This window comes from Actinomyces israelii DSM 43320, from assembly GCF_000711965.1.
In the GTDB taxonomy this organism is placed as follows: Bacteria; Actinomycetota; Actinomycetes; order Actinomycetales; family Actinomycetaceae; genus Actinomyces; species Actinomyces israelii.
Genome location: NZ_JONS01000013.1, coordinates 1 through 24,452 on the forward strand (window position 1 = coordinate 1; position 24,452 = coordinate 24,452).

The following is a 24,452-nucleotide window of genomic DNA, read 5'->3' on the forward strand; positions in this document are numbered from 1 at the left end:
TCGGGTCGCACCCCTGCGGGGCGGGTTCTGCCGGGGCCTGCGGGCGCCGGGGCGACAGTGTCGCACATTCGCGCGCGACCCGCGTTGGCAAAAACCCCGGAATCATGCGGAAACGAAGTCCCAGCGGTGGTCACGATCCCGCTCCCATGTGCGCAGACCCCCCTCAGCACACATGGGAGCCAGACAACCGAGCACGACGACTAACAGGAAAGCGCACAATCCTGCGGAAAACCGGCCCTCGCCCTGCAAAGGCCCCACCCTCCCATGTGCAACACCGAAGAACACCGGCGAAGACCGCGCCCCGCCCCTCGGCACTCACACCCCGACACGACCCCGGACGAGAATGCCGGAGGACGGGGATCGGCGAGTCGGTGAGCCCGTCAGCCCAGCTCGGCCAGGGCTGCCTCGACGAGCACGAGCCGAGCATCGATGTCCGCGGCGGCGTACGGCACCTCCAGGTCGCGCACAGCGCCGGCGAGGTCGGCCAGGTCGCGGGCCTCGGGGAAGCCGTCGCGGACCAGTGAGCGGGCGGCGCGCACGGAGGCCTCGTCGGCGACCCCGGCGTCGGAGGCGGCGCCGAGCAGGTCGATCAGCAGCCGGTACGTGGCGGTCAGGGCCTTGGCGACGTCGTCGAGCTCGCCGCCGACCAGCTCGGCGCGGGCGTGGTAGAGGGACAGGCGCTCGGTGAGGCGCGCGGCGCCATCGCGCAGGGCCCTGGCGAGCTCGCCCAGGGAGCCGACGGCGTCGTTGGCGTCCAGCTCGTCCTCGCCGTCGAGAATCTGCAGGGCGAAAAAGCCCGAGGCCAGGTTGTGCAGCCGCAGCAGGGCGATGCCGAAGCGCAGCGAGTCCACGTCGCTGCGCAGCTCGGCCACCTGGCCGGCCAGGGGGCGGAGCTGCTCGACGCACTCCAGGATGAGGTTGTCGACCTTCCGGTAGCGCTCGGCGACGTCGTCGAGCGCCGGGCCCGACCCGAGCCGCTCGGCGTCGGCGGCGGCCTCGCGCAGGCAGTCGCGCAGCTGCTTGAGTCGGGCGGACAGGGCGCCGATCTCGGCGGAGCGTCTGCCCAGCAGGGCGACCATGCGGCTGCACTCGTCCAGGAGGGCGACCAGCTCGGCGGTGGAGGCCTCGACGCCGTTCATCTCGGCCAGGACGCGGGCGACCGGGCCGTCACCGCCCCTCTCGGGGATGTCGACGCCGGCGGCGACCAGGGCCGCGACCTCGTCCGGCAGGGTCCTGCGGGTGAAGTCCACGGAGTCGCGGTAGCCCAGCGCCCGCAGCTCCTCCAGCAGGGCGGCCTGACCTGCGGCGGCGACCTCGCGGCGGGAGGAGCCGCCGGCCGCGGAGGCGTCCTCGACCTGCCGCACGCGGGCGTAGACGGTCTCGATGGTGTCGCGCAGGCCGGTCTTCATCGGCAGGGTGCGCACGGACAGGAAGCCGTTGCCCGAGGGGACGATCGTGGCGAAGACGCGGTAGCGGCCGCCATCGGAGGAGCGGTTGGTGATGTAGGCGCTGGCGGCGGCCCCGGCCGCGATGTCCTCCCACACGCTGCGGAACAGGCCCGCCGGCATGTCGGGGTGCCGCACGACGTTGTGGGCGCGCCCCACCAGGGCGCCGCGCGGGTAGCCGGACAGGCGCATGAAGATCGAGTTGGCGCGGCGGATCCGGCCCGCGGCGTCGGTTGTGGAGAAGAAGAGCTCGTCGGCGGCGTAGGTGTGCTCGTCGCCCGCGGCGGGGTCTGCGGGCCTGGCGGGCCCTGTGAACTCGGTCATGTGGCGCCTCCCTTGGCAGATGTCGGTCTCCGACGACGCCGGGCGGCCAGGCGGGTCGCGCTCGACGGCGGAGGCGGGACGGTGGTCCTATCCCGGATAGCCTACTCAGCGGACACGTTGTCAGGTCCCGGTGGGCCGGACCGGTCTCGGTGCGGAGATCTACCGATCTCGGCGGAGCTGGGGGCGGGGCCAGACGAGGGAGTCGTCCCACAGCAGCAGGTGCGGCGTGACGGAGGCCAGGTCCTTGACGACGATCAGCCCCGGGTCGCCGGGGAAGAGCTTGTCGCTGCCGCCCACCTGGACGACCAGCAGGTCGTTGGAGCGCGCCGAGGCCGCACCCGTGGCGGAGTCCTCGACCGCCACGCACTCCTCGGGCCTCAGGCCGAGCCGCTCGATCGCCGCCGCGTAGGGCGCGGGGGTGGGCTTGCCCGGCAGCCCGTCATCGCCGGTGACCAGCTCGACGAACACGTCGCCGAGCGCGTGGGCAACCGACTCGACAATGGGCCGCGGGGACTGGGTGACAATGACCTGCGCCAGCCCGATCTCGCTGAGCATGGAGGTGATCCTCCGGGCGCCGGGCAGGATCGGCGGGTCGGCGCGCACCGCCTCCCCGACGTCGGCCGCGATCCGGGCGAAGACCTCGGCGGTGGCGGCGTCCTCTGGCGACCGCGTGGCGCCGGTCTCCGCAATGATCTCGCAGGTGCGCGCAATGGAGGCGCCCGCTATGCCCGCGACCTGCTCGGGGGTGACGGTCCCGCCCCGCTCCTGGCAGCGGCGGCGGAAGGAGTCGTCCCAGATCGGCTGGGAGTTCATGAGCGTGCCGTCCATGTCCCACAGGACGGCTTTGACATAGCGGTTGGCGCCGGCGGCGGTCATTGTTTCTCCCGCGGGGACTCGTCTTCCGGTGCGCGCCCGGAGTCGCCGCCCCGACGGCGCTGGGCGCGGGCGGCCTTCTTCGCCGCCCGTCGTTCGTTCCTCTCGGCCTGGTCCCGCGCCCACTCGACCTGCTCGGCGAGCCACGTCCTGGTCGCGGACGTGAGCATCTTATTGTCCTCCAGCAGGCCGGAGGCGCGCAGCTCGATGAACTCGAGATAGTCCGGCTTGCGGGTGCGCTCGTACTGGCGGCGAGCCTCCTGGAGGTCCGAGGCGACGCCCGCCACCTGCCGCTCGATCATGTGGCGCCCCAGCAGCAGGAAGATCGCCAGGGTCAGGGCGACAATGCTGCCGTAGCCCCTGGTCAGCGGGTAGAGGATCGCGGCGACCACCGACAGGACCATGGCCGGCCCCATCATGCCGTAGGTGTACCCCTCCGACCGGTCGTCGTAGCCGCGCAGCCAGTGACGTATCTTGATATGTCCCTGCGGGTCCCCGCCGTTGAACCAGTCGCGGACCTTCGCGCCGAATCCCGCCATATTGCTCCCTCAGCTCCTCTTGTCATCAGTGGCGCCGGAGGCCCGGACCGCAGGCCCGTCGCCTCCGTGAGCTCCACACGTCCCGAGAGCGCGGACCGATCTCGACGCGGAAGTGGACCGATCTCGGCGTCCGCCCCCGCCGGCTTCGAGAACCCGGTCGATGAGCTCGGCCATGGAGCCCGTGGTGTGCTCGCACACGGCGGTGACCTCCGCGGGGGACCAGGGCAGGGCGACGGCGTGGTCGGCGACCTCGTGCATGGAGATGTCGTTCCACGAGTCGCCGAAGCTCCAGGTCTCCACGCGCTCGCCCGGGTGCGGCCCGCCGGGGCCGGTGAGCCAGGCGACCAGGTCGTTCAGCCCGGAGCCCTTGGTCGCGCCGGCGGGGATGACGTCGAGGAACTCCTGGTTGCGCACCACCTCGATCTGCTCACCCCAGCGCCCGGTGAGGTCGGCGACAATGCGCTCGCGCGTGTCGTCGTCGCGCACCCGCATGGGCACCCCGATGAAGCGGTGCCCGGTCATCTGGTCGGGCTCCATGGGGACGAACACCTGGAGGATCGGGGAGATCTCGTGGTAGGTGTCTGAGATGATGTGGTCGGTCTCCAGCGTGGTGGCGAAGACCGTGAGGCCGTCGATCCCCTGCAGCGACATGACGATCTCGCGGGCCAGGCCGTCGGGCAGGAAGCGGGAGGTCACAATGCGGTAGTCGCCGTCGACGAGCACGGCACCGGTGAAGGTGACCGCGTAGTCGAAGACGACGCCGAGCGGCTCCAGGGTGTCGCGGGTGGCGAAGACGGACTTGCCGGTGTCCACCACGAGCAGGTTCCCGGCCGACCGCCACCGCCTCATGGCGCCCAAGTCGGCCGCCGAGACCTTCCGGTCGAACAGGATGGTGCCATCCAGGTCGGTGGCGATGAGCTGGAGCATACGCGTTCCTCTGCACTCCGTCGTCTGATGGTGGGATCGGGGTCGTCCCCGCTCGCGCGGGGGCTCACGGATAATGCGCTCTCGGGCTGCGGGCGCCGAGGCGGACGACTGCAAGTGATACCGCGCCGGAAGCGGGGCGGACAGGGCCGCCGGGGAACCCGTGTCCCCCGGCGGGCCCCTGTCATCGCCTGCGGGCCCGGCTGCGGCGCTACAGCCCCAGGAACCCGGACCAGGCTCCCAGGATGCCGATGACGAACATGCCCAGAATGATCCACAGGGCATTGACCTTCTTATTGAGCAGGTACATGCACAGGAAGGTCAGGCCGAGCGCGGCGGCACCCGGCAGCAGGCTATCCAGAATGTCCTGGAGGGTCTTCGTCTGGACTTCGCCCGTCCCGTACTGCTCCGCCTGGGAGACCACGGTGGGGAATTTAATAGTCGTCCACTTGGAGACCAGGGCGCCCATGACGAACAGACCGGTAATGGCCGCGATCTGGGTGATGCGCTTCAGCTGGCCTCCCCCCACCTCGGTGACCATGGCGGTGCCGCGCTCGTACCCCCACCTCAGGCCGTACCACCGAACGAGGACGCGGATGATGTTAATGCCGAAGAAGTAGATGAGCGGGCCGAGCCAGGAGCCGTTGAGCGCCAGTGAGGCGCCGAGAGCACCCAGGACCGGGCGGGCCGTGCCCCAGAAGATCGGGTCGCCGACACCGGCCAGGGGCCCCATGAGACCGACCTTGACGTTGGTGATCGTCTCGTCCCCGATGTTCTCGCCCTTGGCGCGCTGCTCCTCCATGGCGGCGGTGACGCCGAAGACCACCGAGGAGATCCACGGGTGGGTGTTGTAGAACTCCAGGTGGCGCTTGAGCGCGGCCGCCTGCTGGGTCTTGTCGTTGGGATAGAACTTCCTGATCGCGGGCATGAGGGTCAGGCAGAACCCGATGGCCTGCATGCGCTCGAAGTTGAAGGATCCGAGCAGGAAGGTGGAGCGCCAGTACATGCTCCGCAGGTCCTTGGTGGTGAGCATGCGCTCCGGAGCCGCGGGGGCAGTCACGTCGGTAGTCATAATCGTGCTTCCTTCCGGTTCAGTCGAGCTCGTCGTCCAGGTCGTCGTCCAGGTCGGCACCACCGCCACCGCCGCCCGCGGCGACCGGCTGCGGCAGCCGCGTAGCCTCGTGGAACTCGGGGTTGAGCTGGACGTAGATGAAGGCGAGGCAAGCGCCGAGAATGCCCAGGGCCACGAGGGTAATTCCCTCCTTCAGGGTCGTCATGAAGGTGGCGACAACGAATCCGATGAAGAAGAACGGCATGAGCTTGCGCGCCTTCATCATATTAATCACCATGGCATAACCGACGACGACAATAAAACCGCCGGCGATCTGCAACCCGTTGGTAATGACGTCCGGAATGGCCTCAAGCGCCGCCTGGACGCTGTCACCGGAGGCGACGACGACGACAATGGCGGTGGGGATCGCCACACGCAGCCCCTGGAGCATCAGGGCGATGAAGTGCATGACCTCAATGGCCCGCATATTCGCCCGATCGGCGAACCTGTCCGCCTGGTGGGCGAAGAAGACGTTGATGGTGCGTACGAAGATGGTGAGGGCCTGGCCGGCGACGGCCAGCGGGACCGCCACAGCGATGGCCTCTCCCTGGCTCTGCCCTCCAGCAATAACGATGACCGTGGAGACGGTGGAGGCGAGGGCGGCATCGGGGGCCATGGCGGCGCCGACATTCATCCACCCCAGGCTCACCAGCTCCAGGGAGCCGCCGATCATAATACCGGTGGTCGGGTCGCCCAGGGCGAGGCCGGTGAGGGTGCAGGCAACAATAGGACGGTAAAACATGCGCTCGTCCAGAACAGCATCGCAACCGGCCAGGAAGGCCACAAGCGTCACGAGAATGATCTGAACCGCATTGATATCATGCATGAGGCTGCTTTCTCTGCGGATTTCGGAGAATCTGGTGGAAGAGGACGGGGGAGGGCGCCGGGACGAGCCCGGGCACCGGCGTCGTCGGCGCTCCTCCTGAGGCGCCGGCGATGCCGCTCGGCTGCGCGGCAGACGACTACAGCGCGACCCGCCGCGCGGCCGAGGGTCGCCTCAGGAGATGAAACCCTTGGACTTCAGCGCCTCCATGAGATCCGAGCGGCCCGTGGAGGGGACCTGCTGGATGTACTGGGCGATCCCGCGCTTGTCGATCTCCTGGAAGGCCTTGGCGTCCTCGTCGGAGATGTAGACGGCCTGGGACAGGGCCTTGGTGCCCTGCTTGAAGGTCATGCCGCCGACATTGACCTCCTTGGCCTCGACGCCCAGGTCGAGCAGCCGGACGATGTCCGCCGGGGTCTCCACCACGATGACGGCCTTGAGGGAGGCGTACTTCGGGTTCTTGTAGACGCGGGCGGCCTTCTCCACCCCCAGGACGTGCACCTTGACCTTGCCGCCGCCGGTCTGGAGCATGAGCGTCTTGCGCAGCTCGTCGTTGGCGGCGCCGTCGGACACCGCGAGGATCGCCTCGGCCCCGAGGCTTCCCGCCCAGTTGTTGGCCACCTGGCCGTGAACCAGTCGTGAGTCAATGCGCAGGAGCTTGATGTCCATCAGAGCTCGTCTCCTTCGTCGTCGGAATCGGTGTTGGTGGGGGTGAAGATCTCGGAGAGGACCTTGACGCCGCCGGAGCCGGCGGTCCGGGCCGTCTCGACCAGCTCGGGCAGGGTCCCGCCGGTCAGGCGGCGGCCGAGGACCTCGATGAGCATGGGCAGGTTGACGCCGGTGACGACGTCGGCATCCTCACGCTCAGCGGCGAAGCGCGCCGCCGCGTTGTAGGGGCTGCCCCCGAGCAGGTCCACGAGCACCAGGTACTGGTCGCTCGGGGACTTCTCGACGGCGGCGGCGTACTTGGCGAGCAGATCGTCCGGGCCCTCCGAGGACTCGAAGGTGACAGCGACAAGATCTTCCTGGGGGCCCGCAATCATGGCGGACGAGGCGATCAGCCCCTCCGCCAGGTGCCCGTGGGCAGCGACGATCACAGCAACCATGCTCACTCCTTCGTGAATCGCGCAGGTCCCCGCCCGGGTTGGGCAGGGACGTCAACAAGCAGAACAAACGTTACCTGCATCACACAGATACGGCAGGTCGAGCGTCCGATATTCGACCACCAAAGACCGATTTGTGTCCTATCTCATAGATTAGGTGTAGTGTGGATGGGAGGCCACCCATGCACCCGCCCGCACGCGCCCAACAGCGGGCTGCCGCCGCCTGCCGTGCGCCGCCGCACGCCTCCGCCCGCCGCGCAAGGGGCAACACTCCACCGTCAGCCTGCTGACAAGGGCCCCGCGGCCACCGGACACTGTGCCCATGAGCACGCCGCCCACGAGCACGCGGAGCACACCGCGCACACAGAGCACGCCCGACCCCGCGCGCCGCACGCGCCTCCTCCCACGGCGCAGCGCCCTGAGGTCCCTCTCGGCGCTCGCGGCCCTGGCGTCCACGGGCGCGCTCACCGGATGCGGCTCGACCCCCGACAAGGACCGCGACGACGCGCTGGCCAAGATCGAGTGGCTGCCCTCGGAGGTCGACACCGAGTCCGTCAGTCTGGACCAGCAGCGCGCGACCACCGCGGTGACCGCCTGCAACGCCGTCGGCGCCACCATGCTCTCCACCCTGCTGCGCCAGGCGACAGGCTCCAACGCGCTGTCCTGCCCCGTGGGGATCACCTTCATCCTGGCCCTCCTGTACGCCGGGGCCGAGAGCGTCGGTGAGGGCGTCAACGCCGCCCTTGGCGTCAAGGCCGACGCCCAGGCCCAGTCCCGCGACTCCACCTGGAGCGCCGTCCGGCAGACCCTCCAGCGCTTCGACGTCGCCGACGTCCAGCAGCTGCGAGACTTCGACCCCGGGACCATCCCGGAATCACCGCTGATCCACGTCGCCAACAACATTATGATCGTTGACGAGAAGACCGTGGTCCGCCAGGAGTACCTCGACAACGCCAAGCGCTGGTACGACTCCGAGATCGGCCGCATCCGCAACCCCGACGCCAGGGCGGCCCTCGACGCCTGGGCCGCCCTCCACACCGGCGGCCTCATCAAGGAGTCCGGCATCGACATCACGCCCGACACGCGCCTGGTGCTGCAGAACGCGCTCCTGTTCGCCGCCCGCTGGGCCACCCCCTTCAAGGCCGAGGAGACGGAGAAGGGCGCACAGTTCACGCTCGCCGACGGCTCCTCGTCCACCGCCGACCTCATGACCGACACGGGCGTCTACCCGCTGGTCAGCGGGAAGGGGTGGCGCGCCCTGCGCCTGCCCTACACGGCCGGATCGGACTCGCCGTCGTCGTCGAGCGGGACTGGCTCCGAGGCGGTCGCGCCCGGCTCCGGCTCGCCGTCGTCGAGCACGGCGGGGTCGAGCGCGCCCGACCCCGGGCCCGGCTCCGCCTCCAGCAACCTGGCCATGGACGTGATCCTGCCCGACAACGTCGTCTCCCCCGCCGACCTGCCGGCGAGCACCTGGGGCGAGGCGACGGCGGCCCTCACGGCGGCCACCGCCGAGCAGCAGGTCGCCCTCAAGCTGCCCAAGCTCGACCTGGCCTCCGGGGTCATGGACCTCTTGCCCGTCCTGACAGCCATGGGCGTCGATCTGGGATCGCTGGACCACATCGCCGAGGGCATCGACGCCACCCGGGCCGCCCAGCAGGTGCGCCTGATCGTTGACGAGGAGGGCACCGTCGCCGCGGCCCTCACCGAGATCGGGATCGAGGCATCCGCAGTCGATGAGTCGGACGCCGTCGAGTTCACCGTCGACCACCCCTACGTCCTGCGGATCGTGGACCTCGCCTCGGGGGTGGCCATTATCGAGGCGGCCATCCTCAACCCCGCCGGCTGAGGAGCCCGCCCGGACCGTCACTTGCCGGAGTAGCGGTACACGTTGGTCTCGCGCAGCTCGAAGCCGCAGCGGCGGTACAGGCGGTTCGCGGCCTCGCGGGAGGGGCGGGAGGTCAGGTCGACCGTGCGGGCGCCAAGCTCACCGGCGTGGGCGACGGCCGCCTCGACGAGCGCCTGCCCAGCGCCCTGGCCGCGGGTCGCGGAATCGACGACGACGTCCTCCACCCAGGCGCGCAGCCCCGTGGGGATCGAGAATGTCGCCAGAGTCAGCATGCCCAGGATCGGGCGGGTGCCGTCCGCGGCGGGCTCGTCGGGGCGGAAGACGAACAGGTAGACGCCCTCCTGCGCCACGAAGGCCTCGCACTGCTCGGCGGTCAGCGCCGGCGCTGAGCGTGAGAGCTGGGGGATGAGGCGCTCCATCGCCTCGATGAGCTCGGGGGTGGACTCGGCGATGATCTCAACGGTCATGGGCTCTCCTCGTGTTTGCGTTCTGCTCGGTTGTGCGCAGTGGCGGGCCGCGGGCGCGTGAGCCTCGGCCTGCGGGGAGCCTACCGGCCCCGGCGCCCCGCACGGGCCGGGCATGCGGGCGGCCTGGGCCGGCACCATCTGCGCTCCCCCGCGTCGAGATAGGCATTCTCGGACGATGTCGGCGGCGTCACCGTCTGTCTTGTCCGAGAGCGCCCATCTCGACGCATGCTTCTCGTATGAGCAGTGATCTTTCCGGCGCCGTCCCGACCGGGGCCGCGGCGGCGTGCGACGCCATTGGTGCGCGCATGCTCGCCGGGCGCCTCCACGAGGGCGGTGCCGGCAGCACGATCAGCAAGAGCAGCGAGGCCGGGCGTGGCAGTCATGATGGTGCTGCAGACCACCGCAATGTGCTGGTCTGCCCGGTCGGGCTCGCCCTGGCCCTGGCCGTCCTGCGCGCCGGAGCAGCCGATGCCGGCACCGACGCCGCACTCGGAATCGACAGCGCGCCCGGCACCGACGCCGCGCCCGCGCTCGTGGCCGACGGTGCGCCCCGGGTCGGCGTCGGCACCCCCGACTCCACCGGCCCGCGCGCACCCGGGGACTCCGCCTCCCCGCTCCCCCGCGACCTCGTCTGGTCCGCCGTCCAGCGCGCTCTCCGGCGCTTCGACGTCGCCGGCCCCGAGCAGCTGCGGAGCTTCAACCCCGACGCCATACCGGAGACGCCGCTGGTCCACATCGCCAATAACATCCTGGTCGTCGGAGAGCACGTAGTCCGCCAGGACTACCTCGAGGCCGCCAAGCACTGGTACGACGCCGAGATCAGCAGAACCCCGCTCGCGGAGGCCAAAACCGCCCTCGACGCCTGGGCCGACCTGCACACCGGCGGCCTCATCAAGCAGTCAGCCATCGTCCTCAGGCCCGACACGGTCCTCGTGCTGCAGAACGCCCTCCTGTTCGCCGCCCGCTGGGAGCGCCGCTTCACAAAGGCATCGACCATCGAGAAGCAGCCGTTCACGCGAGCCGACGGCTCCACCTCGCGGGCCGACCTCATGACCAGCACGCGCCCCTACACCCTCGTCGCCGGCCCGGGGTGGCGCGCTCTACGCCTGCCCTACAATGGTGGCGGAGCGACCGGGGGGGCCGACGCTCGCCATGGATGTCATCCTGCCCAACAGGGTCATCTCCCCCGCCGGCCTGCCGGCGAGCACCTGGGGCGAGGCGACCCGGCTCCTCACCGCCGCCCAGGCGGAGGACCGCGCCGCCGGGGTGCGCCTCCGGCTCCCCCGGCTCGGCCTGTCCTCACAGCCCACCGACCTCACCGGCGTCGTCGAGTCCCTCGGCGTGCGTCTGGGCAGTCAGGACCATATCGGGCCGAACGTGCTCGTGGACCAGATCGTCCAGCAGGTCAGGCTCACCGTCGCCGAGGAGGGGACAGTGGCCGCCGCCCTGACCGAGATCACCGCTCGTTCTGGGGCGCTCGCGGGCTGGGAGGAGGACTTCGTCGTCGACCATCCCTACGTCCTGCGGATCGTGGACCAGGCCTCCGGCATCGCACTCATCGAGGCCGCCGTCCTGGACCCCGCCGCCGGCTCGCGGCCCCGGTGCCCGGTGCTGGTCGAGGGCGCGAGCAGGTTGAGGGCGCGGCTCAGTCGGAGGAGGCGAGGACCGAGTCGATGAGGGAGGCCACCGACGTCGTCGTGCGCTCGCAGACGGCCAGGACCTCGGGCGGCGAGCCGTTCATGGCGACGGCGTGGTCGGCGGTCTCGTGCATGGAGATGTCGTTCCACGAGTCGCCAACGCTCCAGGTCTCGATGCGCTCGCCCCGGCAGGGGCCGTCGTCGGCGGCGAGACGCTCGACCAGCACGGTCAGGCCCGCGCCCTTGGAGGAGCCGGCGGGGACGATGTCGAGGAAGTTCTGGTTGTGGAAGCCCACGGCCACGTCGCCCCAGCGGCGCGCGACCTCGGCCTGCATGTGCGCCATGAGCGCCGGGTCGGCGATGCGCAGCGGGACGCCGACGACGGTGCGTCCGGCCAGGTCGGCGCGGGAGGCCCTGGAGAACAGTGTGAGCAGGGCCGTGTCGGAGCCGATCGAGTCGTAGAGCTGGAGGTCGCCCTCGAGCGTGGTGGCGAAGACGGTGACGCCGGTCTCGCCCTCGAGCAGGTCGAGGACCTCCTCGGCCAGGCCGTCGGGCAGGGTCCGGGCCTCCAGGACGTCGTAGCCGCCGTCGGCCAGGGCGGCGCCGGTGTAGAGCACGGAGTAGTCGAAGGCCAGGTCGGAGCCGCTCAGAGCCGAGTGCAGGGCGGCCACCGAGCGCCCGGTGTTGGGCACGAGGAGGTTGCCGGCGTCGCGCCAGCGCGTCATGGCGTCCAGGTCGTCCTGGGAGATTGCCGCGTTGAACAGGAGCGTGCCATCGATGTCGGTGGACAGGAGCTTGCGCATCGCCCCAGCCTACGGGGCAGGGCGGGGTCCGGGGGCGCCGTCGGACCGATCTCGGTGCGGAAGTGGACCGATCCCGGCGAAGGGGCGCGGCGGGGCGCAGCGCACGGCGCGCCCCGGCGCGCTCAGGCAGGCGGAACGTTGCGCTCGAGCTCGGCGATCCAGGCGGCTGCGCCGGCGTCCGAGGGCATGCGCCAGTCGCCGCGCGGGGACAGCGAGCCGCCCGCGACCACCTTCGGCCCGTTGGGCAGCGTGGAGCGCTTGAACTGGTTGGAGAAGAACCGGCGGAGGAACAGCAGCTCCCACCTCCTGATGGCCGCCAGGTCGTAGGCGACCCGCTCCTCCTCCGGCAGCCCGACCGGCCACCGGCCCTCACCCGCGTCCGCCCAGGCCTTCTCCGCCAGGAAGGCGATGCGGCTCGGCCGGGACCCGCGGCGCAGCACGTGCCACAGGGTGAAGTCCTGCAGGGCGTAGGGGCCGATCCTGGCCTGGGTGGACTGGATGGGCTCGCCGTCGTCGGCGGGCACCAGCTCGGGGCTGATCTCGGTGCCGAGGACGGCCAGCAGCACCCGCCCGACGTCGTCGGAGAAGATCCGCTCGGACACCACCCAGCGGATGAGGTGCTGGATGAGGGTCTTGGGGATGCCGGCATTGACCCCGTAGTGGGCCATCTGGTCGCCCACCCCGAAGGTGCACCAGCCCAGGGCCAGCTCGGACAGGTCGCCGGTGCCCAGCACGATGCCGCCGCGCCGGCCCGCGATGCGGAACAGGAAGTCGGTACGCAGCCCGGCCTGGACGTTCTCGAAGGTGACGTCGTAGACCTCGCGCCCGCGCTCGCCGCGCCCGTAGGGGTGGTCCATGGCGGCGAGCATCTGCTCGGCGGCGGGACGGATGTCGAGCTCCTCGACGTGGCAGCCGAGCGAGCGGGCCAGGGCGAGCGCGTTCCGCCTGGTCTCGGCGCTCGTGGCGAAGCCGGGCATGGTGATGGCGTGGACGTGCTCGCGGCCAAGGCCGAGGCGGTCCACGGCGCGGGCGGCCACAATGAGCGCGTGGGTGGAGTCCAGCCCGCCGCTGACGCCGATGACGATCCTGGGCAGCCCGATCGCGCGCAGCCGCTGGACCAGGGCGGCGACCTGGATGCTGTAGGCCTCGTAGCAGTCCTGGGCGAGGCGGGCAGGGTCGTCGGGGACGAAGGGGAAGCGGTCCACGGCGCGGCGTAGGCCGATGTCGGTGCGCGGCGCCCGCAGCGTCCGCCGCCCGATGCGCACGGTGCGGAAGCGACCGGGCCCGACGGCGTCCGCAGCGCCGGGCGCGGGGGCGCCGTCGGGCCCGGGGTGCCCCCGCCCGGGGCGCCCTGGCCCGCCGAGGGCGAGCGCCGCGCGGTTGTCGTCGAAGGAGCCCTGGCGCAGCCGCTCGGCGCGCAGCCCCTCGATATCGACGTCGATGACCGTGGCGCGCGGCCCGTCGGGGAAGCGCTCGGTCTCCCCCAGGAGGTCGCCGTTCTCATAGACGAAGGTCTGACCGTCCCAGGCCAGGTCCGTGGACGACTCGCCCTGCCCGGCGGCCGCGAACACGTAGGCGGCCAGGCCCCGCGAGCTGGAGGCGCGCGCCAGGAGCTTGCGGTCCTCGGCCCGGCCCACGGTGATGGGCGAGCCGGAGAGGTTGACCAGCACGGTCGCCCCGGCCAGGGCCGCCAGCGACGACGGCGGCACGGGCACCCACATGTCCTCGCAGACCTCCACGTGGAAGGTCAGGCCCGGCACGTCGGCGACCTCGAAGAGCAGGTTCGGGCCGAAGGGCACGCCAGCGCCGCCCTCCCGGTTCCCGACGGCGGGGGTCGCCCCTGCGCCGTCGCGGTGCCCGACGGCGCCGCCCTCCCCTGCGCCGTCGCGGACTCCCGGCAGGGAGATCCGCCGGGCCGCCGCGCTGCGCCCGTCGGCGCCGTCGGCGAAGTGCCGCTTCTCGTAGAACTCGCGGTAGGTGGGCAGGTAGGACTTCGGGACGACGCCGCGCACGGCCCCGCCCTGGATGACGACAGCACAGTTGTACAGGCGGTTGCCCTCCCGCAGGGGCGCGCCGACGACGATCGCCGGCAGGAGCCCGGCGGAGGCCGCGCGGATGGTCTCGATGGCGGCGAGGACCTCGTCAAGCAGCACGTCGCCGAGCAGCAGGTCGTCGATGGAGTAGCCGGTCAGGCTGAGCTCGGGGAAGGCGGCCAGGCACACGCCGTCGTCGGACAGGGTGCGGGCCTGCTCAATGATCGCCGTCGCGTTGGCGGCGGGGTTCGCCAGTGCGACGGGCAGGGTGACGGCGGCCACGCGCGCGAAGCCCTGGTCGTAGGCGGAGCGGAACTCGATGGCCGGCCGGCCGGTGGCGGGGGGCGGCGTGGGTGCGTCCTGGTGCATGTGACGATCCTCCCACGGACGTCGGGGCGGGGCGCGGGGCGGGCTGCGGGCAGCCGAAGGGCCTCCCGTGAGGCGCCTCCGGCGCCCTGGGAGCCCCTCAGAACCCCCGACGTTACCGATTCGTTACCTTCGGGGAGGAATCGAGATCATTTCGTTATCATGGACCCGCGGAATCTCGCGGAATCCCCGTGGGGCGGGATTGGATTTCCGAGCCGGGACCCCCTATAGTTTTCCTCGTCGGAACGCGGACGACACGAGGGGATCAGGGACCCTGTTGACTGTCGTCGCGTTCGGGGATGTCGCGATTCAGGGACCGCGCCCCCGAGCCCGACACGAGGCCCCGCACCGCAAGGTGTCGGGGCCTCCCTCTGTTCTCCGGCAGGTCATGATCGCAACACCTGCCGGAGAACCGCCGGGGGACGTCGCGATCAGTCGAGTCCCGGCTCGGGATCGCTTCGCTTCCGCGCCGAGACCGGTTCACCCGCGGGCATCGGCGTCGATCCGCCACCGCTCCCGCAGCCCGTCCACGAACATGCGGACCTCCGGCTCCATCGAGGTGGCCAGGCACTGGTCCGCGGCGCTGTCCGGCGTCGTCGAGCACAGCCACTGGATCTGGAGCCCGTCGCTGAGGGCCACGACCGACCGGGCGATCATCCGCGACGGAGCCTCCGGACGCACGGTGCCCGTCTCCTTCCCCCGCTCCAGCGCCTCCTCGATCATCCTCACCGAGCCCGCCAGATGACTGGCGAACCACCGGTGAGCCGGATGCTCGGCGTCGAGCACGGACACCGCCGTCGCCGCGTAGATCGCCACGAGGTCCCGGTGAGCCGAGTTGTGCGCGACCAGCGCCACGAAGGCGTCGAGCAGCTCCCACGGGTCCTCGATCGCGCCACCACCCATCACGCCGACGAAGTCGTCCTGGTCCCGCCGCGCCAGCACCCGGGCGAAGAGCGCCTCCTTGGAGGAGAAGTGGTGCAGCAGCCCCGCCGTCGAGATGTCCGACGCCGTCGCGATATCGGCCAGGGACGTGCCGGCGTATCCGTGCGCCCCGAACAGCGCGATGGCCTCGTTGAGGATCCGCTCGCGCTTGTCCTCGCCGCCGGCCCTGGGGCGGCCCGGCTTGCGCCGATCGGCCTCCTCGATCTCGGAGGGATAGTCACCGGGGGAGGCACTGTCAATACTGTTCATACCAGCATTGTGGCACCGGGTCCCGCCCGCGCCCGGCAGGCGCGTCCCAATATCTCGAACTGATCTCAGCGCGGAACTGATGCGCGCGGGCCCGGCGGCCGCGCGACCATTCTTCGACGGCGGGGCTCGGCTTGTCCGCAGTTCGGGTGCCGCCCCGGGGACGGCCCGCAACTGGTGCGCACGCGCTCCTTGCGCGCCGGTACGCGGGGCGGCCGCGGCAGGCCGGCACGCATTCGCCCATCGCATAACACCGCGCCCCCTCCCGGTGCAGCAGCAGTCTATGAGGATTATCCATGGGACTTATGCGAATATGATTTCGAGGATGACCGTGAGAGCTCCGGGAAGGTTCCAGGTGGTTGATTCTGAAGGGAGGCTCAATCCTCGCGGTCCTACGTTGGCTCGCGTGGCCGTACCTTAGGCGACCGGCGACCGCGGCCCTCAAGCACGACCGCGAGAGCTTCGGGTTGTCGCCAGTCCAGGTCGGCCTCCCGGGGGTCCCGGAGAGCCGATGGAGGCCCGACGGCGGACGCCCCGAGTCCCCTTGAACCGATCTCGAGCCGGAAGCGGACCGATCTCGGCGAACGGGCGGCGGCCGCCGCCGGTGGACGGGGAGGGTGCCGGCGCGGGCACCTACAGCGTCCCGAACGAGAGCACCTCCACGGCCACCCACACGCAGAAGTCAGCCGGCTGCTGACCCTGAGGCGGAGGAGGGCATCATTCCTTTGCCGACGCTCAACCCGCCACAAGCAGCAACGCACCCAGCGTAAGCATGAGCGAAGCGGCTACATGCCGCTCACTACTCAACCTGGATATCACTGGGTCTCACCACGTACCCCAAAGAGCGCAGAAAAGGTCCCGGCCCAGCGCGCACCATAATGAGAGGCCTGGTCAGGGGAGGATTGATTGGGTTTGCAGCATCGGACTGGGGCGAAAGAGACCGATGCCGCCATTTATGTGTTCTGCATAATATCCGGGACCGAGTCTCACGAGTCGCACGTCCACCCACCCTGCGGAGCGCCTGGCCTCGACGCGGGCCCGGCCCGCCTGCCCCACTTCCCCGCCCAGAAGCCCGGCCGGGGGCGGCAGGTGAACGCGCCTGCCGCCCCCGGCCCGCCAGCCGTCGGTGCACGCCGTCCGGCTCAGGCCGGCCTCAGAGCCCGCCGCCCCGCCAGGCTCACACGGCGCTGGTTGCGGACGGCGCCCAGGCCTCGCCGCGGGCGGTCAGGGCGAGCCCGGCGAGCACGCCGTCGGGGCTGACGTCCACCACGACCTCCTGGCCGTCCAGGACCTCCCCGGCCAGGATCATGCGGGCCAGCTCGTCGCCGATCTCGCGCTGGACCAGGCGGCGCAGCGGCCGCGCCCCGTAGGCGGGGTCGTAGCCCTCGTCGGCGAGCCAGGCGCGGGCGGCGTCGGTGACCGACAGGGTGAGCCGGTGGCCCGCCAGGCGCTCCTGCATCTTGGCCAGCTGGATCTCGACGATCCGGCCCAGCTCCTCCTTGCTCAGCGGGTCGAAGACGAGGGTGTCGTCGAGCCGGTTGAGGAACTCGGGCTTGAAGGAGGCGCGCACCTGCGCCATGACCTCCTTGCGCTTCTCCTCGGGGCTCAGCAGCGGGTCGATGAGGAACTGGCTGCCGAGGTTGGAGGTGAGCACGAGGATGACGTTGCGGAAGTCCACCGTGCGCCCCTGGCCGTCGGTCAGGCGGCCGTCGTCGAGCACCTGCAGCAGGATGTCGAAGACCTCCGGGTGGGCCTTCTCGATCTCGTCGAGCAGCACCACCGAGTAGGGGCGGCGCCGCACGGCCTCGGTGAGCTGGCCGCCCTCCTCGTAGCCGACGTACCCGGGGGGCGCGCCCACGAGCCGGGCCACCGAGTGCTTCTCGGAGTACTCGGACATGTCGATGCGCACCATGGCGCGCTCGTCGTCGAACAGGAAGTCGGCCAGCGCCTTGGCCAGCTCGGTCTTGCCCACGCCGGTGGGGCCGAGGAAGAGGAAGGAGCCGGTGGGGCGGTCAGGGTCGGACACCCCGGCGCGCGAGCGGCGCACGGCGTCGGCGACGGCGGTCACGGCCGCCTTCTGCCCGATGAGGCGCTCGCCGATGACGGACTCCATCTCCAGGAGCTTCCTCTGCTCGCCGGCCATGAGCTTGCCCACGGGGATCCCGGTCCAGGAGGAGATGACCTCGGCGATCTCGGTCGGGCCGACCTTCTCGGCGATCATGGGCTCGGGCGCGGTGCCGGGCTCGCGCTCGACGCCGTCGGGCCCGACGACGGCAGCATCGGCCGCCGCCTGAGCGGCCTCCATGTCGCGGATCTGCGCCTCCAGGGAGGGCATCTCGCCGTAGCGCAGGCGCCCGGCCTCCTCGAAGCGGCCCTCGCGCTCGGCCAGGTCGGCCCGGGTGCGCAGGTCGTCGAGGGCGGCGCGCAGCTCGCCGACCCTGTTGTGGCCGGCCTTCTCAGCCTCCCACCGGGCGTTGAGCGCGGTCAGGCGCTCGGAGGCGTCGGCCAGCTCGGCGCGCAGGCGCTCCAGGCGGTCCGCGGCGTCCGGGTCGGCGGAGGAGCCCTCCTCCTCGATGGAGTCGGCCAGGTAGGACTCCTCCATGCGCATGCGGTCCACCCGCCGCTGGAGCTCGTCGATCTCAACGGGGCTGGAGTCCAGCTCCATGCGCAGGCGTGAGGCCGCCTCGTCAATGAGGTCGATGGCCTTGTCGGGCAGCTGGCGGCCGGTGATGTAGCGGTCGGACAGGGAGGCCGCGGCCACGAGGGCGCCGTCGGAGATGGTGACCTGGTGGTGGGCCTCGTACTTGGGGGCGATGCCGCGCAGGATGGCGACGGTGTCGGCCACGGAGGGCTCGCCGACGAAGACCTGCTGGAAGCGGCGCTCCAGGGCGGGGTCCTTCTCGACGTTCTCGCGGTACTCGTCCAGCGTGGTGGCGCCGACCAGCCGCAGCTCGCCGCGGGCGAGCATGGGCTTGAGCATGTTGCCGGCGTCCATGGCGCCCTCAGACCCGCCTCCCGCTCCCACGACGGTGTGCAGCTCGTCGATGAAGGTGATGACCTCGCCGTCGGAGTCCTTGATCTCCTTCAGGACGGCCTTGAGGCGCTCCTCGAACTCGCCGCGGTACTTGGCGCCCGCGACCATGCCCGCCAGGTCCAGGGCGATCAGGCGCTTGCCGCGCAGCGACTCGGGCACGTCGCCCGCCACAATGCGCTGGGCCAGCCCCTCGACGACGGCGGTCTTGCCGACGCCGGGCTCGCCGATGAGGACGGGGTTGTTCTTGGTACGGCGGGACAGGACCTGGACGACGCGGCGGATCTCGGCGTCGCGGCCGATGACCGGGTCGAGCTTGCCCTCCCGGGCGGCCTCGGTCAGGTCGGTGCCGTACTTCTCCAGGGACTTGTAGGTGCCCTCGGGGTTGGGCGAGGTGACGCGGGCGCTGCCGCGGACCTTGGGCAGGGCCTCGCGCAGCGCGGCGGCGGTGGCGCCGGCCTCGGCGAGGATGCGCGCGGCGGCGTCGGAGGACGGCTTGCCCGCGGCAATGCCGATGAGCAGGTGCTCGGTGGAGATGTACTCGTCGCCGAGGCTCTTGGCCTCGGCGGAGGCGGCCTCGAGGGCGGCGAGCAGGCCGCGGGAGGGCTGGGGCTGGCTCACCGAGCTGCCGGACGACGTCGGAAGCTGGGTGAGGGCGCGACGGGTGGCGGCGCCGATGGCCTGGCGGGCGCCGGCGTCGGGGTTGACGGCGGCGAGCAGGCCGACGGCGACGCCGTCCTCCTGGCCGAGGAGCTCGGCGAGCAGGTGGAGAGTGTCGATCTGGGGGTTGCCGGCCGCGGCGGCGGCCTGCATGGCTCCGGAGATGGCCTCCTGGGAGCGGGTGGTGTAGTTCGTGTCCATGTGGACCTCCTTGAAGTCGTTCAGACGGCGCAGGTCCTGGCGGGCGGGGCGGTCGGGGGCCCGCTCCTCCGGTGGTGCCGGTGGCGGTGAGGTCCCGGTCCGCGGGCCCGCGGGGGTCCTGGCGTCTCCGGCCAGTGCAACCTCGCCAGAGCTGAGTCTATTCCGCTCAGCTTACTGGCAAGCCGGGCGCTTTCTGCGATGAGCGCCACACGGGCCCCTTGGCGCGCCCCGCAAAGACGCCGGACCCTTGCACGCGCCGCCCACGGAGGACCGGCGCACGCGGCGCCCTTGACACGGAGCCGTCGGGCACGCGGCATGATCGCCGCCAGAACCACGACCGTCGCCGACACCGAGACCTCCGCCGGACGGCGACCGGCACGGCACCGGTGGCGGCGGCTGTCGGCGGCCCCGGGGGTCGCGACCGGCGCTGCGCGGAGGCCGCGCAGGCTCTCGCTGGCGAGTGGCGGCCCCGGGGGTCGCGAACGGCGCGATCGCCCCCGGCATCGATCTGCCCCGCGGGGGGGGGGCGCCCGGGGAGGGCTGAGCGGGAAGCGGACGGACTCCGGCAGTGGGTACTTCTGCCCACCGCCGCGCCAGGACCATCGCATACGGTGAGAAGTGTTCTTCAGCAACGACTCCAAGCACCGGGAGACACTCATGAAGACCTTCCACCGTGTAACCGCCGTCACTGCCGCAGCGCTCCTGTCCGCGTCCCTGGCGGCATGCTCCTCGACCAGCCCCAGGAACGATTCCAGCGGCGACTCCAAGGATCAGGAGAGCTCGGCCCAGCCGACAGCCGTATCCGCTCAGCCGGCGCCCGCCGGATACCAGATGGTCACCACGTCCACGTCGAAGATCTCCTTCGCCATTCCCGATAACTGGCAGATCCTGAGCAAGGACGCCGCCCAGGACGACCAGCGGGTTCAGGCTATCGCGGACGCGCTCGGCAAGAGCCCCGACGAGGTCCGCACGATGCTCTCGTCCCTCGACATGCAGGCCATGTCCACGGCTCCCGACGACAAGGGATTCACCGAGAACGTGAACGTCGAGCCGGTGACAGGGCCCACCTCCCTGCCGACCGAGAACGACATGTCCCAGATGATCCAGGGGCAGAACGGCACACCGGGCGAGTACTCCACCACGCAGACCGCGCTCGGGGAGGTCGCCGTCATGACCTACACCATGACCGTCCAGACCACCACGGTGCAGGGCGCCGTAATCGCCGTCCGGACCAAGGACGGCACCTGGACTCTCATCTGGGTGTCAACCTCAGAGACCTCCCGCGCCAAGGAGCTGGCCGGCATCATCACGTCCACGCTGTCCTGACGCCCCCACCCTGACGCCTCCGCCTCCTCAACACGCCTGTTCGCGTCCGCGTCCCGACTACGCTCATCGCAAACACGCGGGAACGAGCAGACGGGCACCGCCATCACGGGAACCCCGCCGGAGCGGCCACCTCGCCGCCGGGCAAGGTGCACTCGCACCAGCCCGGCGGGGGCCTTCTCCCCGTCTGCTCCGATCGTGATCGTCACATACTGTATAGACGGTTCCTCTGCAATATCGGGAGACGATCATGAAGGCCTTTTCCTGCGCGACCGCCGCAGCAGCAGCATTGCTGTCCGCCTCCCTGGCGTCCTGCTCATTGATCGGCTCCGAGGATGACCGGGGCGTCACGGCGCCAACGGGCACGGCCTCGCAGAGCGCCGAGCCGACGGATGCCTCCACCGACGGGGCCGACGACGACTACCAGACGGTCACGGCGCCCTCAACGCAGATCTCCTTCGACGTCCCTGCAAAATGGAAGGTGATCAGCAACGACGGCCAGGGGACCGCGATTATCGCCGAGACGCTCGGCGTCGGCACCGACGGGGAGGCCCATGCGCTCACGGCCGTCGACCTGGAGGCCATCGCTCCGAAGCGCAGGAAGAAGGGCTACGCGGAGAACGTGAGCGTCGCACCGGCGGCGGAGTTCTCCTCCCTGCCGAGCGAGGAGACGCTGTCCGAGCTGATCCGGACATGGGGGGCCACCCCGGGCGAGTACTCCGTTTCCGAGACGGCCCTCGGAGACGCCGCTGTCATGACCTCCTCCATCACCGAGTACGCCACCGCGGTGCAGGGCGCCTCAATCATTGTCTCGAGCAAAGACGGCGACTGGACGACCATTACGGTGCTGACATCAGACGCCTCCCGCACCAAGGAGCTGACCGACACCATCATCTCCACCCTGTCCTGACGCCCACGAGCCGCCCGCCGCCCACATCATTTTGTGACTCGCGGCGCCCGCGCCGGCGTGCCATGCTGTAGCCAGGCCGGTGCCGCCCGGCACCGCGCACCCCGACGAAAGGAGGTCGCTATGGGACTTGGTGACCTGACGAGCAAGGCTGGTGAGCTCCTCGGCTCCGACAAGAGCGAGGCCGTGACCGATCAGGCTCTCGACAAGGCCGCCGATGCCGCCAAGAAGGCGACCGGCGGCAAGCTCGACTCCCAGGTCGAGGCCGTGCGCGACGCTGTCGACTCCAAGATCGGCAGCGCCTGAGCCCAGGAGCATTGAAGCGGCCCTGTGATCGCAGGTGAGCCCCGGCGCCCCGCGGGGTGCCGGGGCTCCTGCGCTCCGGCCGGCCCGCCCGACGACGGGCCCCAGCCCAGCGAGCCCCTGGGCTGGGCGGGGGCCCGGCGGGCCCCCGCCCGGGAGCCTCCTGCACAATGCCCCCATGACCGACCCGACCGACCCGACCGACGCAGCCCCCGCCCAGCCCGGCCTGCCGCCCGTGCCCGCCTGGCTCGACGACATCGAGGGCGACCGGGCCCTCGCCTGGGTCGCCGAGCACAACGCCGCGACCCGCGCCGTCGTCGAGGGAGCCGAGCGCTTCGAGGCCATCCGGGCCGAGACCGAGGCGATCCTCGACTCGCCCGACCGCATCCCCGCCGTCGGCCAGGCGAACGGCCTGCTCTACAACTTCTGGACCGACGCCGACCACCCGCGCGGCCTGTGGCGCCGCACCACCTGGGAGTCCTACCGCGCGGGCGCCCCCGGTCGGGCCGACAACGGCACCGCTGCGTCAGGCGCGGCCTCCGCCGAGACCGGCACCCGGTGGGAGGTGCTGCTCGATCTCGACGCGCTCGGCGAGACCGAGGGCGTCGCCTGGGTGTGGCACGGCGCCCAGGTCCTGCGCACCGGGCCCCTGGCCGGTCGGCGCGCCCTCGTGACCCTCTCCGACGGCGGTGCGGACGCCGATGTCACCCGCGAGCTGGACCTCGACACCGGGCGCTTCATCCCGCCCGCCGAGGGCGGCTTTCACCGCGGGGCCTCCAAGGGGTCGCTGTCGTGGGCCGACGACGAGGGCGGCTCGGTGCTGGCCCTGACCGACCTCGGCGAGGGCTCCTTGTCCCCCTCCGGGTACCCGCGCCAGGTCAGGCGGCTGCTGCGCGGCCAGCAGCCGGCCGAGGGCGAGGTCCTGCTGACCGCCGCAGCCGACGACGACGGCGCCTGGGCCCACCGCGACCGCTGGGGCCGCACCTGGCTGCTCACACGCCCCGACTTCTACACCGAGGAGCTGTGGCTGCTTCCCGACGGCGCCCCCGCCCTCCCGGCGTCGTCGGGACCGGGCGCCCTGGCGGAGGCCTCCGCGACCGTGGCCCCGGGAGCCGTGCACATCGACGTGCCCGCCTCCGCGGAGGCCTCCGCCGTGTGGGACTGGCTCCTGGTCAGCCTGCGCGAGGACTGGGAGACCGGCGGCGCCGTCCACCGGGCGGGCTCGCTGCTGGCCGCGCCCCTGGAGGACTTCCTGGCCGGCGGGCGCGACTTCGAGACCCTGTTCGCCCCGACGCCGTCGGCCTGTCTGATCGGCTTCACCGCAACCGCCCGCCACCTGGCCCTCACCCTGCTCGACGACTGTGCGGCCGCCCTGGAGGTGCTCACGCCCCCGCGCGCCACCACCGGCGGGTGGGCGCGCCGCCCCCTGGACCTGGGCGCGCTGGCCGGGAGGCCCGATGCCGGCGCCCGCGCCGATGCCGAAGCCGACGCTCCTGCGCGGCCCGACGCGCAGCCCGACCCCACTGCGCTGCGCCCGGGCCGGCCCCTGATCGAGGTCAGCGCCACCGCCGTCGACGGGCGGGAGGGCGACCGGCTGTGGCTGACGACGTCGTCCTTCACCCGGCCGACCACCCTCATGGCGGGCGAGCTCGACGACGACGGCGCCCTGACCGGCGTCGAGGTGCTGCGCGCCGCGCCGGAGCGCTTCGATGCGACCGGCGTCGAGGTGAGCCAGCACGTGGCGGTCAGTGCGGACGGCACGCGCGTACCCTACTTCCAGATCGGGCGGCCGGTCGCCGACGCCGAGGGGCGCGCCGCGGGCGGGCCGACGATCCTGTACGGCTACGGCGGCTTCGAGGTGCCACTGGGGATCGGGTACCTTCCGGTGACCGGCAAGGCGTGGCTGGAGCGGGGCGGCACCTATGTCATTGCCAACATCCGCGGGGGCGGGGAGTACGGGCCGGCCTGGCACCGCGCCGGGCTCAAGGAGCACCGGCACCGCGTCTACGAGGACTTCGCGGCGGTCGCCCGGGCGCTGAGCGAGCGGGGCGTCGCCGCGCCGGGGCGGCTGGCCGTGCACGGGGGCTCCAACGGCGGCCTGCTCGTGGGCAATATGCTCACTCAGTACCCCGACCTGGTCGGGGCGGTGCTGTGCGAGGTGCCGCTGCTGGACATGCGCCGCTATACCCACCTGCTGGCCGGCGCCTCCTGGCGGGCCGAGTACGGGGACCCGGACGACCCGGCCCAGTGGGAGTTCATCCGGACCTTCTCCCCCTTCCACCTGCTGGAGGCCGGGCACGACTACCCGCCGGTGCTGCTGGTGACCTCGACCCGGGACGACCGGGTCCACCCGGCGCACGCGCGCACCATGGCCCACCGGCTGGAGAGCCTGGGGCAGGCGGTGACGTACTTCGAGAACTCCGAGGGCGGGCACGGCCGGGCCTCGACCAATGCGCAGCGGGCCTTCATGAGCGCCCTGACCTACGACTTCGCCTGGCGGACCCTGCGCTAGCCCGCCGAGATCGGTCCGCTGCACCGAGCCACA

Annotated in this window: 19 protein-coding genes and 1 pseudogene; 7 read left to right on the forward strand and 13 right to left on the reverse strand. The window is 71.4% G+C overall.

The features are described from left to right. Nucleotides 1-380 precede the first annotated feature (380 nt). The 8 genes from O145_RS05725 to O145_RS05760 form a co-directional block, all read right to left on the reverse strand. Entirely contained in the window at nt 381-1,769 is a 1,389-nt protein-coding gene (locus O145_RS05725; protein WP_043560934.1) for a PAS domain-containing protein, read from the reverse strand. 159 nt (nt 1,770-1,928) lie between these two features. Next, nucleotides 1,929-2,645 (reverse strand): HAD family hydrolase, encoded by a 717-nt coding sequence (locus O145_RS05730; RefSeq protein ID WP_043560935.1) that lies wholly within the window; start codon nt 2,643-2,645, stop codon nt 1,929-1,931. Then, nucleotides 2,642-3,181 carry a hypothetical protein gene (locus tag O145_RS05735; protein ID WP_043560938.1) on the reverse strand — a complete coding sequence of 180 codons (540 nt, stop codon included), beginning with the start codon at nt 3,179-3,181 and terminating at the stop codon, nt 2,642-2,644. Before O145_RS05735 ends, O145_RS05730 begins: the two co-directional genes overlap by 4 nt. A gap of 9 nt (nt 3,182-3,190) precedes the next feature. Beyond that, a complete protein-coding gene (locus O145_RS05740) occupies nt 3,191-4,108 on the reverse strand; it encodes an HAD-IIB family hydrolase (RefSeq protein ID WP_084682410.1) in 918 nt (305 codons plus the stop codon). Between the two features lie 208 nt (nt 4,109-4,316). Further along, the gene (locus tag O145_RS05745) at nt 4,317-5,177 is read right to left on the reverse strand and encodes a PTS system mannose/fructose/sorbose family transporter subunit IID (protein WP_043560940.1); all 861 of its coding nucleotides are present in this window, start codon (nt 5,175-5,177) and stop codon (nt 4,317-4,319) included. A gap of 19 nt (nt 5,178-5,196) precedes the next feature. Then, nucleotides 5,197-6,042, reverse strand: coding sequence for a PTS mannose/fructose/sorbose transporter subunit IIC (locus O145_RS05750; protein WP_043560942.1), 846 nt, complete (start codon nt 6,040-6,042; stop codon nt 5,197-5,199). A gap of 171 nt (nt 6,043-6,213) precedes the next feature. Then, nucleotides 6,214-6,708 carry a PTS sugar transporter subunit IIB gene (locus O145_RS05755; protein ID WP_043560944.1) on the reverse strand — a complete coding sequence of 165 codons (495 nt, stop codon included), beginning with the start codon at nt 6,706-6,708 and terminating at the stop codon, nt 6,214-6,216. Next, the gene (locus O145_RS05760; RefSeq protein WP_043560948.1) at nt 6,708-7,145 is read right to left on the reverse strand and encodes a PTS sugar transporter subunit IIA; all 438 of its coding nucleotides are present in this window, start codon (nt 7,143-7,145) and stop codon (nt 6,708-6,710) included. The genes O145_RS05755 and O145_RS05760 overlap by 1 nt, the downstream gene beginning before the upstream one ends. A 319-nt stretch (nt 7,146-7,464) precedes the next feature. Between O145_RS05760 and O145_RS05765 the strand changes: the two genes are divergently transcribed. Continuing rightward, nucleotides 7,465-8,988, forward strand: coding sequence for a serpin family protein (locus O145_RS05765; protein WP_043560950.1), 1,524 nt, complete (start codon nt 7,465-7,467; stop codon nt 8,986-8,988). A gap of 17 nt (nt 8,989-9,005) precedes the next feature. Here the strand turns inward: O145_RS05765 and O145_RS05770 are convergent, their stop codons facing one another. After that, the gene (locus O145_RS05770; RefSeq protein WP_043560953.1) at nt 9,006-9,455 is read right to left on the reverse strand and encodes a GNAT family N-acetyltransferase; all 450 of its coding nucleotides are present in this window, start codon (nt 9,453-9,455) and stop codon (nt 9,006-9,008) included. A gap of 305 nt (nt 9,456-9,760) precedes the next feature. Here O145_RS05770 and O145_RS19860 point away from each other — a divergent pair. Further along, nucleotides 9,761-10,516: pseudogene (locus tag O145_RS19860) on the forward strand (serpin family protein); the annotation flags it as partial. A 58-nt stretch (nt 10,517-10,574) separates the two neighbouring features. Then, on the forward strand, nt 10,575-11,132 hold the full coding sequence (locus tag O145_RS05780) for a serpin family protein (RefSeq protein WP_169740325.1): 558 nt from the start codon (nt 10,575-10,577) through the stop codon (nt 11,130-11,132). On the opposite strand, the gene O145_RS05785 is transcribed toward O145_RS05780, so the two are convergent. The 4 genes from O145_RS05785 to O145_RS05800 form a co-directional block, all read right to left on the reverse strand. After that, the gene (locus O145_RS05785) at nt 11,101-11,895 is read right to left on the reverse strand and encodes an HAD family hydrolase (RefSeq protein ID WP_043560962.1); all 795 of its coding nucleotides are present in this window, start codon (nt 11,893-11,895) and stop codon (nt 11,101-11,103) included. The two genes, O145_RS05780 and O145_RS05785, sit on opposite strands and share 32 nt — an antisense overlap. Nucleotides 11,896-12,017: 122 nt before the next feature. Continuing rightward, a complete protein-coding gene (locus tag O145_RS05790; RefSeq protein ID WP_043560965.1) occupies nt 12,018-14,297 on the reverse strand; it encodes an NAD(+) synthase in 2,280 nt (759 codons plus the stop codon). A 477-nt stretch (nt 14,298-14,774) separates the two neighbouring features. Next, the gene (locus tag O145_RS05795; RefSeq protein WP_043560967.1) at nt 14,775-15,485 is read right to left on the reverse strand and encodes a TetR/AcrR family transcriptional regulator; all 711 of its coding nucleotides are present in this window, start codon (nt 15,483-15,485) and stop codon (nt 14,775-14,777) included. Nucleotides 15,486-16,659: 1,174 nt separating this feature from the next. Next, entirely contained in the window at nt 16,660-19,374 is a 2,715-nt protein-coding gene (locus O145_RS05800; protein ID WP_043560970.1) for an ATP-dependent Clp protease ATP-binding subunit, read from the reverse strand. A gap of 618 nt (nt 19,375-19,992) precedes the next feature. On the opposite strand from O145_RS05800, the gene O145_RS05805 reads away from it, so the two are divergent. The 4 genes from O145_RS05805 (at nt 19,993) to O145_RS05820 (ending at nt 24,419) form a co-directional block, all read left to right on the forward strand. Next, the gene (locus tag O145_RS05805; RefSeq protein WP_043560973.1) at nt 19,993-20,700 is read left to right on the forward strand and encodes a hypothetical protein; all 708 of its coding nucleotides are present in this window, start codon (nt 19,993-19,995) and stop codon (nt 20,698-20,700) included. Between the two features lie 247 nt (nt 20,701-20,947). Continuing rightward, nucleotides 20,948-21,607: a hypothetical protein gene (locus tag O145_RS05810; RefSeq protein ID WP_156966618.1), complete on the forward strand. Its 660-nt coding sequence runs from the start codon at nt 20,948-20,950 to the stop codon at nt 21,605-21,607. Between the two features lie 120 nt (nt 21,608-21,727). After that, nucleotides 21,728-21,910 carry an Rv0909 family putative TA system antitoxin gene (locus tag O145_RS05815; RefSeq protein ID WP_043560978.1) on the forward strand — a complete coding sequence of 61 codons (183 nt, stop codon included), beginning with the start codon at nt 21,728-21,730 and terminating at the stop codon, nt 21,908-21,910. A 175-nt stretch (nt 21,911-22,085) separates the two neighbouring features. After that, a complete protein-coding gene (locus O145_RS05820) occupies nt 22,086-24,419 on the forward strand; it encodes a prolyl oligopeptidase family serine peptidase (protein WP_043560982.1) in 2,334 nt (777 codons plus the stop codon). Nucleotides 24,420-24,452: the final 33 nt, after the last annotated feature.

What these genes read in the sequence shown, in the direction of transcription:
- O145_RS05725 (WP_043560934.1), bottom strand. Translation starts at nt 1,769, where the DNA reads ATGACCGAGTTCACAGGGCCCGCCAGGCCCGCAGACCCCGCCGCGGGC.
- O145_RS05730 (WP_043560935.1), bottom strand. Translation starts at nt 2,645, where the DNA reads ATGACCGCCGCCGGCGCCAACCGCTATGTCAAAGCCGTCCTGTGGGAC.
- O145_RS05735 (WP_043560938.1), bottom strand. Translation starts at nt 3,181, where the DNA reads ATGGCGGGATTCGGCGCGAAGGTCCGCGACTGGTTCAACGGCGGGGAC.
- O145_RS05740 (WP_084682410.1), bottom strand. Translation starts at nt 4,108, where the DNA reads ATGCTCCAGCTCATCGCCACCGACCTGGATGGCACCATCCTGTTCGAC.
- O145_RS05745 (WP_043560940.1), bottom strand. Translation starts at nt 5,177, where the DNA reads ATGACTACCGACGTGACTGCCCCCGCGGCTCCGGAGCGCATGCTCACC.
- O145_RS05750 (WP_043560942.1), bottom strand. Translation starts at nt 6,042, where the DNA reads ATGCATGATATCAATGCGGTTCAGATCATTCTCGTGACGCTTGTGGCC.
- O145_RS05755 (WP_043560944.1), bottom strand. Translation starts at nt 6,708, where the DNA reads ATGGACATCAAGCTCCTGCGCATTGACTCACGACTGGTTCACGGCCAG.
- O145_RS05760 (WP_043560948.1), bottom strand. Translation starts at nt 7,145, where the DNA reads ATGGTTGCTGTGATCGTCGCTGCCCACGGGCACCTGGCGGAGGGGCTG.
- O145_RS05765 (WP_043560950.1), top strand. Translation starts at nt 7,465, where the DNA reads ATGAGCACGCCGCCCACGAGCACGCGGAGCACACCGCGCACACAGAGC.
- O145_RS05770 (WP_043560953.1), bottom strand. Translation starts at nt 9,455, where the DNA reads ATGACCGTTGAGATCATCGCCGAGTCCACCCCCGAGCTCATCGAGGCG.
- O145_RS05785 (WP_043560962.1), bottom strand. Translation starts at nt 11,895, where the DNA reads ATGCGCAAGCTCCTGTCCACCGACATCGATGGCACGCTCCTGTTCAAC.
- O145_RS05790 (WP_043560965.1), bottom strand. Translation starts at nt 14,297, where the DNA reads ATGCACCAGGACGCACCCACGCCGCCCCCCGCCACCGGCCGGCCGGCC.
- O145_RS05795 (WP_043560967.1), bottom strand. Translation starts at nt 15,485, where the DNA reads ATGAACAGTATTGACAGTGCCTCCCCCGGTGACTATCCCTCCGAGATC.
- O145_RS05800 (WP_043560970.1), bottom strand. Translation starts at nt 19,374, where the DNA reads ATGGACACGAACTACACCACCCGCTCCCAGGAGGCCATCTCCGGAGCC.
- O145_RS05810 (WP_156966618.1), top strand. Translation starts at nt 20,948, where the DNA reads ATGAAGGCCTTTTCCTGCGCGACCGCCGCAGCAGCAGCATTGCTGTCC.
- O145_RS05815 (WP_043560978.1), top strand. Translation starts at nt 21,728, where the DNA reads ATGGGACTTGGTGACCTGACGAGCAAGGCTGGTGAGCTCCTCGGCTCC.
- O145_RS05820 (WP_043560982.1), top strand. Translation starts at nt 22,086, where the DNA reads ATGACCGACCCGACCGACCCGACCGACGCAGCCCCCGCCCAGCCCGGC.